Origin of the sequence: Dendrosporobacter sp. 1207_IL3150, from assembly GCF_036763085.1 — a bacterium.
In the GTDB taxonomy this organism is placed as follows: Bacteria; Bacillota; Negativicutes; order DSM-1736; family Dendrosporobacteraceae; genus JBAIYU01.
Map to the genome: position 1 here is coordinate 557,316 of NZ_JBAIYU010000010.1, position 15,660 is coordinate 572,975.

Annotated in this window: 19 protein-coding genes; all 19 read right to left on the reverse strand. The window is 41.4% G+C overall.

Features of this window, described 5'->3' with window-relative positions; translation table 11 throughout:
* Window positions 1–16: 16 nt before the first annotated feature.
* Window positions 17–385: a DUF6262 family protein gene (locus V6C17_RS06095; RefSeq protein ID WP_333521657.1), complete on the reverse strand. Its 369-nt coding sequence runs from the start codon at window positions 383–385 to the stop codon at window positions 17–19.
* Window positions 375–1,001, reverse strand: coding sequence for an ABC transporter ATP-binding protein (locus V6C17_RS06100; protein ID WP_333521658.1), 627 nt, complete (start codon window positions 999–1,001; stop codon window positions 375–377). The genes V6C17_RS06095 and V6C17_RS06100 overlap by 11 nt, the downstream gene beginning before the upstream one ends.
* Before the next feature lie 12 nt (window positions 1,002–1,013).
* The gene (locus tag V6C17_RS06105) at window positions 1,014–1,940 is read right to left on the reverse strand and encodes an ABC transporter ATP-binding protein (protein ID WP_333521659.1); all 927 of its coding nucleotides are present in this window, start codon (window positions 1,938–1,940) and stop codon (window positions 1,014–1,016) included.
* Window positions 1,941–1,955: 15 nt separating this feature from the next.
* Window positions 1,956–2,822 (reverse strand): ABC transporter permease, encoded by an 867-nt coding sequence (locus V6C17_RS06110; protein ID WP_333521660.1) that lies wholly within the window; start codon window positions 2,820–2,822, stop codon window positions 1,956–1,958.
* Window positions 2,815–3,822, reverse strand: a complete 1,008-nt coding sequence (locus tag V6C17_RS06115; RefSeq protein ID WP_333521661.1) for an ABC transporter permease — start codon at window positions 3,820–3,822, stop codon at window positions 2,815–2,817. The genes V6C17_RS06110 and V6C17_RS06115 overlap by 8 nt, the downstream gene beginning before the upstream one ends.
* Before the next feature lie 79 nt (window positions 3,823–3,901).
* Complete coding sequence (locus V6C17_RS06120) at window positions 3,902–5,503, reverse strand: ABC transporter substrate-binding protein (protein WP_333521662.1); 1,602 nt, start codon at window positions 5,501–5,503, stop codon at window positions 3,902–3,904.
* Window positions 5,504–5,906: 403 nt separating this feature from the next.
* A complete protein-coding gene (locus V6C17_RS06125; protein WP_333521663.1) occupies window positions 5,907–6,689 on the reverse strand; it encodes an SDR family NAD(P)-dependent oxidoreductase in 783 nt (260 codons plus the stop codon).
* A 28-nt stretch (window positions 6,690–6,717) separates the two neighbouring features.
* A complete protein-coding gene (gene cobO / locus V6C17_RS06130) occupies window positions 6,718–7,269 on the reverse strand; it encodes a cob(I)yrinic acid a,c-diamide adenosyltransferase (protein WP_333521971.1) in 552 nt (183 codons plus the stop codon).
* 157 nt (window positions 7,270–7,426) lie between these two features.
* Window positions 7,427–7,849 carry a flavodoxin gene (locus tag V6C17_RS06135; RefSeq protein ID WP_333521664.1) on the reverse strand — a complete coding sequence of 141 codons (423 nt, stop codon included), beginning with the start codon at window positions 7,847–7,849 and terminating at the stop codon, window positions 7,427–7,429.
* Window positions 7,850–8,063: 214 nt separating this feature from the next.
* Window positions 8,064–8,312: an STAS domain-containing protein gene (locus V6C17_RS06140; RefSeq protein ID WP_333521665.1), complete on the reverse strand. Its 249-nt coding sequence runs from the start codon at window positions 8,310–8,312 to the stop codon at window positions 8,064–8,066.
* 15 nt (window positions 8,313–8,327) lie between these two features.
* Window positions 8,328–8,621: a DUF2325 domain-containing protein gene (locus V6C17_RS06145; protein WP_333521666.1), complete on the reverse strand. Its 294-nt coding sequence runs from the start codon at window positions 8,619–8,621 to the stop codon at window positions 8,328–8,330.
* 204 nt (window positions 8,622–8,825) lie between these two features.
* Entirely contained in the window at window positions 8,826–9,605 is a 780-nt protein-coding gene (locus tag V6C17_RS06150) for an NAD-dependent deacylase (protein ID WP_333521667.1), read from the reverse strand.
* Between the two features lie 526 nt (window positions 9,606–10,131).
* Window positions 10,132–10,767 (reverse strand): uracil phosphoribosyltransferase, encoded by a 636-nt coding sequence (upp, locus tag V6C17_RS06155; protein WP_333521668.1) that lies wholly within the window; start codon window positions 10,765–10,767, stop codon window positions 10,132–10,134.
* A gap of 10 nt (window positions 10,768–10,777) precedes the next feature.
* On the reverse strand, window positions 10,778–12,013 hold the full coding sequence (gene glyA / locus V6C17_RS06160; RefSeq protein ID WP_333521669.1) for a serine hydroxymethyltransferase: 1,236 nt from the start codon (window positions 12,011–12,013) through the stop codon (window positions 10,778–10,780).
* Window positions 12,014–12,049: 36 nt separating this feature from the next.
* Window positions 12,050–12,601, reverse strand: a complete 552-nt coding sequence (locus tag V6C17_RS06165) for a TIGR01440 family protein (RefSeq protein WP_333521670.1) — start codon at window positions 12,599–12,601, stop codon at window positions 12,050–12,052.
* Between the two features lie 47 nt (window positions 12,602–12,648).
* Entirely contained in the window at window positions 12,649–13,086 is a 438-nt protein-coding gene (gene rpiB / locus V6C17_RS06170) for a ribose 5-phosphate isomerase B (RefSeq protein WP_333521671.1), read from the reverse strand.
* A 210-nt stretch (window positions 13,087–13,296) separates the two neighbouring features.
* Window positions 13,297–13,767, reverse strand: coding sequence for a low molecular weight protein arginine phosphatase (locus V6C17_RS06175; protein ID WP_333521672.1), 471 nt, complete (start codon window positions 13,765–13,767; stop codon window positions 13,297–13,299).
* 180 nt (window positions 13,768–13,947) lie between these two features.
* Entirely contained in the window at window positions 13,948–14,547 is a 600-nt protein-coding gene (locus tag V6C17_RS06180; protein ID WP_333521673.1) for a manganese efflux pump MntP, read from the reverse strand.
* Between the two features lie 56 nt (window positions 14,548–14,603).
* The gene (locus V6C17_RS06185; RefSeq protein WP_333521674.1) at window positions 14,604–15,650 is read right to left on the reverse strand and encodes an L-threonylcarbamoyladenylate synthase; all 1,047 of its coding nucleotides are present in this window, start codon (window positions 15,648–15,650) and stop codon (window positions 14,604–14,606) included.
* Window positions 15,651–15,660 lie beyond the last annotated feature (10 nt).

Below are 15,660 nucleotides of genomic sequence, written 5' to 3' on the forward strand. Positions count from 1 at the left end.
GGATATTTTAATTCAATCATATGTTCCTAGACGCTGTACCTGTTAACTTTAACTGTTCGCGTAAATGCTTATTGTCAGCTTCCAGTTTTGTAATCTTTTTAATTAGCACACTAATAATTTTGTCTTTATTCTCGTTATTTAAGTCTTCAGCAATACAAAATTGCTTCGAAAATTCCTGTTCACGCAATTCCTCAATTCTAGCACGTAAATCGGGATGATTATAAAGTGTCTTCTTGGCAACACAAGCAGTCAAGGCTACACTGTTAAAATTTACTGGCTGGCCAGAGCAAATCAAATATTGGATTGCATCGTTAACAAGTTGATACGTTCTCTCGCGTCTAGTTTGATGGAGACGCTTCAGCTTTTCAGTTCTATCACTCAGCATTATCTTTAACGCTCTGGGAGTTTAATATAACTTGCCGCGTAGCCAGTCGCTCCATCAAAGGAGTACTATGGGTTATAACAATCAGGCCGATTTTTCTTTCTGCTACTTCTTGAAGCAAGAAATTCCATATTTGGCTTTGGGTAATAAGATCGAGCATTGTACTTATTTCATCAGCAATAAGAAACTTTGTCCGCTTGCCTAGCGCTCTAGCAATACAAAAACGTTGCAGCTCACCACCGGATAATTCACTGGGAAAACGATTAAACCAATCACGCTCTATACCCAATCCCTCGATAATCCGGTCTTCGATTCCATCACCTTCGGCAATTACATCTTGCATGCGCAGCCTTGGATTAACCGATTTTTTTGGATGCTGATATATCATTTGAACAGGGCAATATCCTTTTATACTGTAAATGTCTTCTCCATCTAACAATACCTGCCCACTTGCAGGTTTTATATAACCTGATAAAATTTGGCACAGCGTTGTCTTGCCAAAGCCACTGGGTGCTGCAATACCGACTCGTTCATGACTGTGCATTTTTATGTCGAAGTTTTCAAATATATTTAAACCTTTTTTATAACCAAAAGAAATTCCTTTTGCCTCTAAGATCACTTCAATCGCTCCTCACACTGCATGAATACAGCGAACCGTTCCAAAACGTATCGTCTTCTCTTTGATATCCCCTTTACATTCTGGCGTTAGCTGGGGGCAACGGGGCCCAAATGCACAGCCACTTGGCATATCTTTAACGTATGTCTGATTGCCTGGGAAGGGATGAAAGCCATTTTGCGGTAAAGCTCGCCAAAGTGCTTTGGTGTAAGGATGCCTAAGTGTATTGACTGATTGAAAGTCTGCTACTGGAGCTTCCTCTACCGTGGTTCCCGCATAAAAAACAGCAATACGATCAGCTACTTCTAGTGCTAATTCAATATCATGCGTGATGAGTAGCACACCATTACCTTGGTCGGCAAACTCACGAAAATGACGCATGGCCTTTTTAGCTGCATCTAAATGAAGCCCAGGCGTAGGTTCATCAGCAATAATTAAGCGCGGACTCTCCATCATTGCGGTGGTAAGAAGAACCCTGCGCGCCATTCCCCCAGATAGCTCAAAGGGATAAAGGTCGGCAGTATTTTGTGGTAGTTTGTAATAATCAAAAAGTTCTTCTTGTTTTATTCGAACACTTGCATCGCTACGTTCTCTTCGCACTTGCTTGCCGACCTTTTCTAAAGGGTCGAGGTAAGTAACACTTTGCGGAACCAAAACAATCTTCTTACCTCTAAGCTTTTTTATACGCTCTGGACATAATAGCTCATCTTCGAACAAAATATTGCCTTTAGCACTGCAGTTATGCGGCAATATCCCCAACATTGCATGGGCTAAAAGACTTTTGCCTGAACCGCTGGAGCCTACCACAGCCACAAGCTCTCCCTCACGCACTGAAACATTTAAATTACGAATGACATCTAACTCAGTCTGCCTCAAGCCTTGCTCATACTTAGTAAAAGAAACGGACAGATTTTTTATCTTCAAAATATATTTTTTATCCATGCAGGTTAACACTCCTTAGTCATGGGCACTACGGGGATCGATAATTTTACGCAAACTTTGCCCTACCAAATCAAAAAGCATAACAGTGGCAAGCAAAACTACTCCCGGGAAAAGCGCCAGCCACCACATCCCCAGAGCTAAATACTTCATGCTTTCAGATAAAATAATGCCAATGCCGGGCTGCTCCGGCGGCAAGCCGAAACCTAAAAAAGTAAGGGCCGCTTCATGCAAAATGGCATGGGGAAAAAGCAGCACTAACCCAACCAGAAACTGTGGAAATATATGCGGAATCATATGTTTTGCGACGATTTTCATCTTGCTCTGGCCTAGTTTTCCGGCAATTTTTATATAGTTTGCTTCTTTTAACTGAAGGATTTCGCCCCGGATTATCCTGGTCAAAAGCGGCCAATGGCTTATCGCAACGGCAACAACCACGCCAAATGTACCTCTTCCTAAAGCATACGATATTAATATAAGCAGCAATAAATGAGGGATGCCCATAACCAAGTCGATAAACCAGGTTATAATAGCATCTACCTTTTTTCCTAAAGTTGCAGCCGCCGCCCCTAAAATTGCTGCTATAAGCGCACTAATAACTGAGGCAAAAAGTCCAATATAAATACTTATCGACATTCCCTTCAAAGTACGGGAAAGCATATCTCGGCCCAGGTAGTCAGTACCAAACGGATGTGCCATCTGCGGCACAAGATTTTTCTGAGTAAAGTTCGTTGTTATGGCTACATCTCCAAGCAAGGTACCAATTAGTGTAATAGCAAATAAAAAGATACCACCAAAAGCTAAATAAATAATTGTCTGACTGCGTTGATTCAATTTTCTCCTTTGGTATTTCTGCAAAACAGTGACCGAAGAAGTATTATTCATATGCGCTTCCCCGCCTTATTCTAGGGTCAATAATCCCATATAAAATATTAGCAATTAAATTGCCGACAAATACTAACGCTGCGCTGATCACTGCAACACCTAGCAAAAGAGGCGCATCACCGCTTAAACCGGCCGAAACTGCAGCTTTCCCTAATCCAGGATAAGAAAAGACTTGTTCTACCAGAACAGAACCTCCAAAAATCTCACTGATAGAAGCAAATTGCAAGGTTATAGCTGGAAGGATGATATTGCGGAGAGCATGATTGCGGATAATTGAGACCGTGCTTTTACCTCGTGCTTTGGCAAACAGGATATAATCTTCCCCCATGATATCGATCATTTTTTCCCTGGTATGTAAAGTAATATTGGCAATTCCAATTACACTAAGTGTCAAAGCTGGCAGAAGCAAATGCTTTAGATTGTCAAACACCGTGACTTCGGCGGCATTTACTCCAATCGGCACACTCAAGCCAATTGGCAAGATCTGCAGCCATACTGAGAAAACCATCAATAAAACCAGTGCCAGCCAAAAAGTTGGCGTACTGGCAACAAGCAGTGAGTATCCTTTAATTAATTTATCAATCCAGTGACCGCGATATAATCCGGCGACAATCCCTAATACAAATCCTAGAATGCCCGAGAACATCCAGGCAGTTGTCATTAGGACCATAGAGTTCATAAATTTCACTTGGATAACATCTGCAACAGGCTGACGATAGAGAAGCGATGATCCCATATTCCCTTGAACAAAATCGCTAAACCAATTCCAATACCTTTGTACTGGAGGTATGTTTAAGCCAAAATACGCTTCTAGTTTGGCTAAATTCTCGGCACTCATATTAGCCATGCCAACTTCCCCAATATAGGCGCGAATTGGATCAACCGGCGATGCTGAAACCAGGATAAATGAAAGAATACTGACTGCAATTAACAATGAAACGATTTTTACTATACTTTTTCCGATATATCTTATAATACCGGAATACTTTTCAACATCCATAGAAATACCTCATTTAAAAGAATAAAGCCTATGGAACAGAGAAAGTAGGCATTCTCTGTTCCATAGAATATTTGCAATCTTATTTCCAAGACCATTTGTGAACATTATTAACAATTGTCCAGCCATAGCCATGTGGATGAATTTTTTTATCAACCACATTCAGGTTCTCCTTGGCAAAATAAATGTGTTTAATTTCCACCAGCCACACCCAAGGGGAATCTGCTTGCGGAGTAACCCCGGTAGTTCCGTCCCATTGAGCTTTTTTCCAATATTGATAAGATGCTTCTAAAGAAGTAGCCGCTAGCGCTTCGTCGATATATTTATCAACAGTTGGATTGGAGTAGGAGGCAAAGTTTTTACCAGTATAATAGTGACTTCTTATACTGGTAGGCGAATGTAATCCGGCGCCAAAAACATGCGGTGTCTCATAACACAAGGTTGAAATCTTATCCCAGCTTGAGCCTATTGGATTTACTTTTATTCCCACTTGTTTTAGCATTTCTTTTACAGCCATCGCAATGCCAGTTCGAACAGAGTTTGAGGCAATATAAAGAAGATCAAATTCGGCTTTTTGCCCTTGCTTTTCGTAGATACCTTCGGCATTTAATTTCCAGCCGTCTGCTTCTAGTATACTTTTTGCTTTTGCAGGATCATACGAAGTTTTCATAGCCTCGTTTTCCCAAGGTTCATTAATGCTATCACTATAGGCTACTGAGCCATAGCCATACAGAACATTCTTTACAATGGCCTCGCGGTCAATCGCACAGGCAATTGCCTGCCGAATGGCTAAATTTGAAGTCACGTTATTACCTGCTGGATAGGTCTCACCACTTTTCTTGGCAGGTGTCTTATGCCCTGCAGGAACCGCTGGAAGATTAAGACCGCGAACATCTACACTATTAAAAGCAAGAATATTATAGCCCTTGACAGGATTAACTGTATAAGACGGGGCAGTATATGCTACATCTACCTGTCCGCCTTTAGCTGCCGCATATGAAGCATCTTCCGACATAAAAACAATGGTAACTTTCTTAATGTTTGGTTTTTCGCCATAGTAATTAGGGTTTGCTTCCAAAATTACTTGCTGACCTTTATCCCACTGTTTTAAAACATAGCGACCTGAACCAATTGGATTTTTGCCATAGGTTTCAGCCTTATAAGCATGCTCAGGAACAATACCCACGACGGCAGCCGTATAAGCAAACGCTGAGTGAGGTGTTTTGAAATGGAATTTGACAGTGGTATCATCAACTGCTTCGACAGATTTTAACATTGACAAATCTGTCTCGGTTGCCTGCTTCATTGCATTATTGTAGGTAAAAGCCACATCTTTAGCAGTAAGTGGTACACCGTCTGTAAATTTGACATCAGAGCGAATTTTAAAAGTCCAGGTAAGTCCATCCGACGAAATAGTATACTCTTTCGCCAAATCATAGCCAATTGTAATATCATCTTTTGTAATCAGCAATGTACTTTGAAACAAGGGATCATGGGTATGCTCACCCGCAGCCCATCCCATAATTGGATCAAATCCCGCAGCAGGTTCTGACTCGGCATCCATAGCAATAACTACACTATCTTTAGCTGAATTTGTGTTCTTATCAGTATTTTTACTGCAGCCAACTAATGTAATTAAGAAAGTTATTATCAGACACAATACTATAATTTTTTTATTCTTCATACTATCCTCCAAACAATTTTCCTTTTTACGTACACTTTGCATCAATACACGTAATGGATAAAAATTAACCGGGTAGTTCACCACGCTTCATATGGTTTTTAAACGCCATATGTAATAAAGAACAAGTGAAATTTAAATAAAAAAAGACTACGCAAGATAGCCCCAAACTATTTGGAGCATGACCTTCGTAGTCATTTAGCGACCTTCATAGCCACATGATGATTATTAACTTTAAGTAAATTTATTCTCTGTTTACCACGATTATCCTGCTAGTTCCGAAAATAAATGTAGGATTTTCACCTACGTTTATGTAGGGTGGAAATTAGTCTATCTTATTCCCTATTCTGCAGTTAGACTGCAATCCGGCTGATCGAACAAACTTTTTATCACTCAAAAAATTATACTAGTTATTACTCTTTTTATATACAACGCCTGCTGTGGCCTGATTAACTGGAGTCACTGTTACTTCACATATTTGAACATGCGGCGGTACACTCGCAGTATACAGAACGATATCAGCAATATCCTCAGCAACCAATGGCTGTATACCAGAATAAACATTATCAGCCTTTTCCTGGCTGCCACGGAAACGAGTTACGCTAAAATTAGTTTCAACCATACCAGGCTGAATGTTAGTTACTCGGATTGGCTTGTCGACAACATCCATTCTTAATCCGTCACTTATGAATTTTACTGCAGCCTTAGTCGCACAATAAACCGCACCGCCTTGGTAGGAATGAATACCTGCTGTCGATCCAAGATTGATGATCTGCCCGTTTAACCCATGTTCCAACATTAGCGGCACAATCGCTCTAGTCAGATATAAAAGCCCCTTGACGTTGGTATCTAGCATAACATCCCACTCATCTGGATTTCCTTCCTGCAGTTTTTCCAAACCTAAGGCTAAACCGGCGTTATTCACCAGAATGTCAATACGCCGCCATTGTCCTGTCAGCCCATCAATCAATTGGGTTACCTCAGCCTTATCCCGTACGTCCAAATGCCGAACTAAAATATCGACCTCATACTGCTTACTTAGACTATCAGCCAACTTTTCAAGTTTTTCGGTATTGCGAGCACATAAGATTAAATTCGCGCCCGCTCTGGCAAATGCCAGAGCACAGGCCTCGCCGATGCCGCTGCTGGCTCCACTGATAAAAACCGTTTTGTCTGTTAAAGCTGCCATTTTTATCCCCCCATAATCTTTTTCGCTGCTAAAACTCTATCCCTTTTTGGGCTTTGATACCTTTTTTATAGGGATGTTTGATTTCTCTCATCTCTGTTACTAAATCAGCTTTCTCAATAATCTCATCACGTGCATCACGACCAGTAAGAACAACATGCATCTGCTCAGGCTTTTGGTCTAACAATGCTATTACGTCTTCGACTGACACTAGACCAAATTTCACAGCATAGTTTATTTCATCTAGGATTATAAGATTCCAATTCCCAGAAATAATTTCTGCTTTAGCCATTTCAAAAGCTTCGTTAGCAGCACTCTGGTGGTCCGCAGCAGCTTCACCCTTAGCGTCTTTAACAAAACCTTCTCCCATTTGACGTATAACAAAATTGGGACCTAATGCTTCAGCTGCCTTAAGTTCGCCATACTTCCAATTACCTTTGATAAATTGTACGATTAGTACCCGAAGCCCCTGCCCCCATGCCCGAAGAGCCATGCCAAGAGCCGCAGTAGTCTTCCCTTTACCATTGCCGGTATGTACAATAATTAGACCTTTAGTATCTGACACAATAGCACCCTCTCTAATTCTGTTTTGGCTTTTCCGCCTTCGTAATAGACAGTTTTATTTCTGTGAAAAGAATACCTAGTAATTTTTGGATTGTCAAGTCACCCTCTGTTTATTTGACCTTATAATAGTAAAGGCTTGGTGAGTATCGTACTCACCAAGCCTTGTATCTTTATTATTAGATTAATTTCATGCCCAAAGCCTTGCAGTCTGCAAGTCCTTGTTCACCCGGCATATCCTGAATGATCAACCCCTCGCTAAGCAGGTTTGCACCACAATTAGTCATTCTATCGACCCAATCTTGCATCCACTCACCATTGCCCCAACCGTATGATCCGAATAAAACCAATGGCTTGCCGGTTAATATTCCTTCAATTGATGCTACAAATGGCTCCATTTCAGACTCCTCTAATACTTCTGCTCCCATGGATGGGCATCCTAGGGCAATTGCATCAGAGTTTTTAACTATATCTAAAGTCGCCTCACTAACCGAAAGCAGGCTTACCTCAGTATTATCAGATTTAGCACCTTCAGCAACCGCTTTTGCCATTGCTTCAGTATTGCCTGTACCACTCCAGTAAATAACAGCCACTTTTTTCACTTTGAATTCCCCCTACGTATTTTATATCTAATTTCTTACTTTACCCACGACCAAATTCAAATACTACTACTTGTATAATGTGGTAGTATTTGAATTTGGTCCCTGGATAAACTCAGATGGAATTAAAAAATCCATCTGAATTAAGTCTCACTATATCTACAGCGGTAATAACCGCAGCGGATGCGTCATCACTTATTCCCAATGAAATATTATTTTAGAAATTACAGCCTTCAATAATCAGTTCTCCACCTTTGCGGGAAACTTGATCACGAACATAGCTGAGCATCTTAGCACCCTCACTATCAAGCATACTGACATTTTGCATGTTTATAATTATGCGGCGGTAGCCATAATGCAGACGGTTAAGCAAATTGTACTCTAAAAAATCAATATGTTCGGAACAGACAGCTCCACTAATATGCATATATACTTGGCAAGAATCAGCTTTTACCCAGATTGACATATAATCACGTCCTTCTTAAGCGTTAATTACGCCCGCATCAAGTAATTGCTTTTCTACAGCTCCCCATGAACGCTTTGCAAATACTAATGGCACTTCTTGAGTCTTGGCCGCTGTTTTAATCATTTTAGCTGTATTGTGATTGACAAAATCAGTTAATACCAAGACAAATGAAGTATGCTTAGGTATATTGATCTTATTTCTGTTGGCCGCTTTTCGCCCAGTAATATGTATTAGTTCTTTGACGCCCTTTGCATAAAGATTCTTTTCTATACCCCCGAGATAGTCAGCGCCAACAATTACAATAGACATAAGCATCCTCCCTTTGATAGTTTTACAAGTCATTTGATAATCATTATCATTGTGTTTGTAAAAAAAATACATGTAGTTGCATGCATGTATTTATTTTTAATATTTATTTGATAATGATTATCATTTCTATTAATAGAATAGCCCTCTTTACTATTTTTGTCAAGCAATTTTAAAACTATATTGGTAATTTTTAATTACATATTACTACAAATTTAAAATGTTATCCTTAACGCGATCTAAAACTTCTCCTGCCTTTTCTCTAATAACCCACTTGGCGTAATTATCAAACGGCGTCGGCTCATTATTAATTATCAGCAGATTGGCCCCATTGCTTAAAGCCATTTGCGGACAATAATTTGCCGGTGATACTGCCAGCGAAGAGCCGATAACAACAAAGAAGTCTGCCTCGCTGCAGGCATTTTGGGCTTTTTGCCAAGCCTTCTGAGGAAGCGCCTCGCCAAACAAAACGACATCCGGCCTCATAGAGCTATTGCATTCTGGGCAATGACACTCCATTCCATAATTATAAGTACCCTTGCGATAAGCAGCCTCCCACCCTGTATAGTCAGGCAGCAGCGTACGACTATCCGCAGTATAGCTGCACTCTATACAGCTAACTGTTCTTAGTGTGCCATGCAATTCTATCGCATCTACCGAACCAGCCCTCTGGTGCAAACCATCAACATTTTGGGTTATTAGTTTATGAACATACCCTTCCTGTTGCAAGGCCGCAAGCGCTGTATGTCCATTATTAGGGGCGACCTCCCATAGCTTGGCTATTCGCCACTGATAAAAAAAGTAAAATTCACCCGGCTGACTATATAGAGCCTCCAGTGTAGCTAACGCTTCGGGGCGCTGCTTCCATAATCCCTGCGCCGAACGGAAATCCGGCAGCCCTGACTCAGTACTCATACCTGCTCCGGTAAAAACCACTACCTTCTTAGCTTTCCGCCAGGCATCAGCAATTTCATATGTATTTTGCACATTCAACCCTCACCTTAGAAAACTTCTTAGAGCTATTATAACCTAAAAAGACTGAACTTGGACATTGTCCAAGTTCAGTCTTTTTAGGGTGTGGATTTGTGTGGGGATTAAATTTTATGATGAGTTCAGAAAATAAAAGCCGAAACTAGTCATGCCAAGCATAACGGGTTTCGGGCTTCTCATATCTCAGCCTCAATATTAAGTTAACTTATAACTTATACTCATATAATACCAACATATTCGAAAAAAGGCAATACCTTTACTTAAATATTCTAACATTTTAAAAGATTCCGTTATTAACCACAGAGTACGCAGAGGACACAGAGGGCTACGGCCGCGATGATATCGCAGTGTTTTTTATCATATTCTCTAAGGGATCGTTTTAGCTCAACATACTTTTCACTTCAGGATAGGTAGCTACACCTATCCGTCCAACTATTATAATAAAGCAAATCATAAGAGCCTACTTATCTCTATCTATTCCAACAGCAAAAAAAGGAGAGACTAAAGTCTCCCCCAAAAAGTTCTATTTTGTTCCGAAAATACGATCTCCTGCGTCACCTAGACCAGGTACGATATAGCCATGGTCATTTAAACATTCGTCAACAGCCGCAGTATAAATTTCAACATCTGGATGGGCATCATTAACTACTTTTACTCCCTCAGGTGCAGCAACTAAGCACATAAGCTTAATATTTCTAGCCCCTTTGGTTTTCAATAGTTCAATAGCAGCAGCTGCTGAACCACCAGTTGCGAGCATGGGATCGATTACTACCAATTCCCGTTCAGACACATCGGTAGGAAGCTTGCAATAGTATTCCACAGGTTTTAAAGTTTCTGGATCGCGGTATAGTCCAACATGACCAACCTTTGCGGCTGGAATTAACTTAACAACACCGCTAACCATTCCTAAGCCAGCGCGAAGGATTGGAATTACGCCAATTTTCTTTCCGCTTAAAACCTTGCACTTGCAAGGGCCTACAGGAGTTTGCACTTCAGTTTCTTCAAGCGGCATTTCACGGGTTATTTCATAAGCCATCAGCATAGCTATTTCTTCTAACAGCTCGCGGAATTCTTTTGTGCCTGTTTTCTCATCGCGAATAAAGGTTAGCTTGTGCTGGATGAGCGGGTGATTAATTATATTTATTTTTATATTATTCATATCTATTCTCCTATGCATATAACGGGTATTTTTGGCAGAGCTCACTTACCATGCTGACTGCCTTAGCCTTGGCAGTTTCATCGTTAGGATTATTCAGCGTTAAGGCAATTATCTCGCCTACCCGCTCCATATCTTCTTCTTTCATTCCGCGTGAAGTAAGTGCTGGCGTTCCAACACGGATACCACTAGTTACAAATGGACTTGTCGGATCGAAAGGTATAGCATTCTTATTAACAGTAACGCCGATTTCATCAAGAAGCTTCTCAGCCTCTTTACCAGTCAAGTTTTGCCCTCGTACGTCAACAAGCATTAGGTGATTATCAGTTCCGCCAGAGATTAAGCTGAATCCTGATTCAACAAGTTTGCCAGCCAAAGCGCGAGCATTTTTCACAATTTGCTGCTGATATTGACGGAACTCATCAGTCATAGCCTCTTTTAAAGCTACCGCTTTAGCGGCAATAACATGCATTAACGGACCGCCTTGAATACCAGGGAATACTGCTTTGTTAATAGCTGCAGCAAATTCCTGGCGACAAAGGATTATACCGCCGCGAGGACCACGCAGTGTTTTATGAGTTGTAGTTGTGACGATATCTGCATGAGGTACTGGGCTTGGATGTACACCAGCTGCAACAAGTCCGGCGATATGAGCCATATCAACCATGAAAAGTGCGCCGACTTCCTTCGCTATGTTCCCCATAACCTCGAAATCTATTGTCCGAGAGTAAGCACTTGCGCCAGCTACAATCATTTTAGGTTTATGCTCTATAGCTAGTTTGCGAACTTCGTCATAATTAATACGATGGGTATCTTCACTAACTCCGTATGGAACTATCTTGAAATACTTTCCTGATATATTTACAGGACTACCGTGAGTTAAGTGACCGCCGTGCGCCAGGTTCATCCCAAGGATTGTATCACCTGGTTCTAGGCAAGCAAAGTAAACAGCAGTATTAGCCTGAGCACCAGAGTGCGGCTGAACATTTGCATGTTCTGCACCGAAAAGTTCTTTGGCACGATCGATAGCTAACTGCTCAACAATATCAACATACTCGCAGCCACCATAATAGCGTTTACCTGGATAGCCTTCAGCATACTTGTTAGTCAGAACAGATCCTTGGGCTTCCATAACAGCTTGGCTAACAAAGTTTTCTGAAGCAATTAGTTCTAACTTATTTTGCTGACGCTTGAGTTCAAGTTCAATAGCATTTGCTATTTCTGGATCGAGTTTAGCAAGTAAAGTCACTTTCATTCCCCCAACTCAATATTTACTTATATATTATTATGGCAGCTCATAAATTGCTCTAATACCGCCAATTAATTTAGGACGAGTACGTGCAGCCGTAACAATAGCCTGACCAACTGTCTTTTGTGCAAGCCTTATAGGTACAGCCACTCGTTTTAAATGCATTCCGATAAGTGTACAACCAATATCGAGTCCCGCGTGAGCCGCAATTTCTTCAACTACAACGGCATCTGTAAAATCTTGCATAGCTCTTGCGGCTAACGCACCACCAGCTTTAGGAACCGGTATAACGGTTACTTGCTCAAGACGATACTGCTCCATAACTTGTCTCTCGACAACTAATGCGCGGTTAAGGTGCTCACAGCATTGCACAGCCAAAAATACGTTATACTTACTGCACACATTATGTAGAGTATTAAATATTATTTGCGCGGCTTCGTCTGAGCCGCCAGTGCCAATTTTGGCACCAATAACTTCACTAGTACTGCAACCAACAACCAAGATCTGTCCAGGCGTTAATTTAGCTTCAGATAAAAGCTCTTCAACCGCCCTTTGTACCTGTAAGCCCAAATCAGAAAGTCCACCCATTACTAAGTGCCCTCCTTAGACAATTCTGGAGATTACGCTAATACTTATTATGCTTCTAAGTCAGCAATTTGACATACCCTGCGAGAATGACGTCCACCCGCAAATTCGGTAGTCAGCCACTTTTCTACAATTGCTCGCGCCAGTCCACAGCCAATTACCCGCTCACCCATAGTTAAAATGTTAGCATCATTATGCTCGCGAGACATTTGAGCTGAAAAGATATCATGACAAAGCGCTGCTCTGATGCCTTTTATTTTGTTTGCCGCAATAGAAACGCCAATGCCTGTCCCACATATAATAATGCCGCGGGTACATTCGCAATTAGCAACGGCCTGAGCCACATTACGGGAAATCTCCGGGTAGTCCACAGAATCAGTAGAATATGTACCGAAATCACGAAATTGAATATTCATTTCGCACATTAACTGTTTTATTTCTTCCTTAAGGCGAAATCCGCCATGATCACTACCAATCGCTATTAACAAATCAATACCTCCACGCTATTTATTAGTCAACGACCTCATTCAAGCTTAAATATTAGACAGATATAAAAACTGCTATTTTTGCTAAAGCAGGCTAGCGAGCATACTTATTATAAGCGTAAGTCAGCGCCAGCGTTGGAGCGTTAATATGTATGCTCACTAGCCGTCCTATTAAAAACGGTTACGCGCATATCCCACTTACTTTTCGTTATTTTAAACCTTTTCTCCTGCTAAATCAACAATTTTTCCCCAAGCCTTATCAATGAGCTGTTCAATTTGCTCCGCACAAGCCTGATAAACGGCATTACTTCCGCCGTAAGGATCAGCTACCTGACTTGACCCGCCTGCAAATTCAGCTAATGTGTAAACCTTGTTTCGAGCGGCAGGAAGATAATTAAGAATTGCTCTTTTATGGTTTTCAGTCATAGTAAGAACCAGATCAGCTGCCTCGACATACTCTGGCTGTAATTGTCTAGAATAATGCTTAGTAACATCAATACTTTTGATTCTCATTGCCATAACAGCTCCCGCTGATGCCGGAAATTCTCCGCCTGCGGCAACTCCCGCAGATAGAACTAGTATTTTGTCAAGCAATCCATTCTGCCTGATTTTTTCTCTAAGTAAAGCCTCAGCCATTGGACTGCGGCAGGTATTTCCTGTACATACAAACAAAACTCGCAGCATACACTTTCCTCCAACAACAGTAGTATGTCAATACTAAATCAATTCTATCACAGCATCATCATATCTAAAAGTACGCAAAAAGCAGCAAAGCCGCTTTATACTCCTAACTTGCGAGCTTAAGCGGCTAATTCTTTTAATTTATTCAAGGCATCTGAAATGAATGGTTTTAAAGCTGGCACCTCATGCTAACGTATGCCACAAAATGTGCAGACCTAAAAATATCAGTACAGCTCCACCCACCAATTCGGACTTTTCACCTAAGTAGCGGCCAGCTTTTCGACCAAGACCAAGTCCTGCAATTGCAATACAAAAAATTACTACACCAAGAATAACACTCAGTTTAAGTAAATCTACATCCATCATGCCTAAACTAAATCCCGCCGCCAACGCATCGATGCTTACACTTGTTGCTAAAACCAATAGAGCCAAACCCTTGAGGGGATGACTGCTGCCAGCTTCTTTTGAGTCTCCAGACAGGTTTTCTTTAATCATATGTATACCAAGTCCGGTCAGAACAAGCGCTCCTAGAATACTAGCCCAGTTTTCCATAACCAAAGTTGGACAATCACTATGATGACTACCTAAATTTTCAACTACATTGCCCAGCCAATGTCCAAAATGATAGCCGGCTAAAATCATTATGATATGAAAAACGGCAAATACTATCGCGGCCCGTAAAATTATCATTCGACGAACTCTGTTCATCCCAATAGGAATTGCTACTGAAAACAAATCAGTACCTAAAGCTAGGCTTAATACAAATAATTCAATTCCGCCCAATCCCCTCACCTCCGCTCCTAATGTATATGAACATTGTTGAAGGGATATACACCGATCTAAACCTTTATAATTCGATAAGCACTCGCTTTACGCAGACGGTTCATTACTGCCAGTCCCAAACCAGTTTCAGCAACGCCTTCGGCAAAAATTATATCAACCGGATCTGTATCAAATTTACGCAGGGCAGAATAAAGGTTTGCGGCCACTTGTTCTAACGAGGTACGCGAACCATAGTCAGCAGCCAGTACGTTATCAGGCAGCAGCCTTGCCGTTTCACTGCTTACAATAGCGCCTATCTTTTTGCCTTGCACAGCATGATGCTTTATTTCTCTTTGCAGTCTATCAATCTGACTTGAGTTTTCTCCCTCCAGCAAATACATTGGCGCATTTGGAGCATAATGGGCATACTTCATACCAGGCGATTTAGGAACAGTATTTTCACAGCCTAGCGCCGGGTCAATTTCAATATCTCCCAGCACTTCAATAAGCATTTCTAATGTAACGCCGCCTGGACGCAAAAGTGTCGGAACAGGTGTAGTACAATCTACAACTGTTGATTCAACGCCAATATTAGAAGGCCCAGCGTCAATTACAGCTCCTATTTTACCAGCTAAATCAGCTAGAACGGCTTCAGCCGTTGTTGGGCTTGGACGACCAGAGGTGTTAGCGCTAGGAGCAGCCAAAGGTACTCCCGATAAGCGTATTAACTCACGGGCAACTGTCGAATCAGGCATACGTATTGCAACTGTATCTAATCCGCCTGTCACAATATTAGGAATAGCCTGGGTTCTTTTTAAGACAATAGTCAGCGGACCCGGCCAAAATTTCTCTATTAGAACTTTAGCATTTAGCGGAATACTGCTTGCAAGCTTCGCTAATTCGCAATAATCAGCTATATGCAAGATCAGCGGATTATCAGAGGGCCGACCTTTGGCTTGATATATTCCCGAAACCGCTCTCTCATCAAGACCGTTAGCAGCAAGACCATAAACTGTCTCAGTCGGAAATGCTACTAGACCGCCCTGCTTAATTATTACGGCCGCCTGTGCTAGGATGCTAGTATCAGGCTTATCTTTGTTGACATGAAAGTACTGGGTTTGCACTGCGCACCTC

What these genes read in the sequence shown, in the direction of transcription:
- V6C17_RS06095 (WP_333521657.1), bottom strand. Translation starts at nt 385, where the DNA reads ATGCTGAGTGATAGAACTGAAAAGCTGAAGCGTCTCCATCAAACTAGA.
- V6C17_RS06105 (WP_333521659.1), bottom strand. Translation starts at nt 1,940, where the DNA reads ATGGATAAAAAATATATTTTGAAGATAAAAAATCTGTCCGTTTCTTTT.
- V6C17_RS06110 (WP_333521660.1), bottom strand. Translation starts at nt 2,822, where the DNA reads ATGAATAATACTTCTTCGGTCACTGTTTTGCAGAAATACCAAAGGAGA.
- V6C17_RS06115 (WP_333521661.1), bottom strand. Translation starts at nt 3,822, where the DNA reads ATGGATGTTGAAAAGTATTCCGGTATTATAAGATATATCGGAAAAAGT.
- V6C17_RS06120 (WP_333521662.1), bottom strand. Translation starts at nt 5,503, where the DNA reads ATGAAGAATAAAAAAATTATAGTATTGTGTCTGATAATAACTTTCTTA.
- V6C17_RS06125 (WP_333521663.1), bottom strand. Translation starts at nt 6,689, where the DNA reads ATGGCAGCTTTAACAGACAAAACGGTTTTTATCAGTGGAGCCAGCAGC.
- V6C17_RS06140 (WP_333521665.1), bottom strand. Translation starts at nt 8,312, where the DNA reads ATGTCAATCTGGGTAAAAGCTGATTCTTGCCAAGTATATATGCATATT.
- V6C17_RS06145 (WP_333521666.1), bottom strand. Translation starts at nt 8,621, where the DNA reads ATGTCTATTGTAATTGTTGGCGCTGACTATCTCGGGGGTATAGAAAAG.
- upp (WP_333521668.1), bottom strand. Translation starts at nt 10,767, where the DNA reads ATGAATAATATAAAAATAAATATAATTAATCACCCGCTCATCCAGCAC.
- V6C17_RS06165 (WP_333521670.1), bottom strand. Translation starts at nt 12,601, where the DNA reads ATGGGTGGACTTTCTGATTTGGGCTTACAGGTACAAAGGGCGGTTGAA.
- V6C17_RS06175 (WP_333521672.1), bottom strand. Translation starts at nt 13,767, where the DNA reads ATGCTGCGAGTTTTGTTTGTATGTACAGGAAATACCTGCCGCAGTCCA.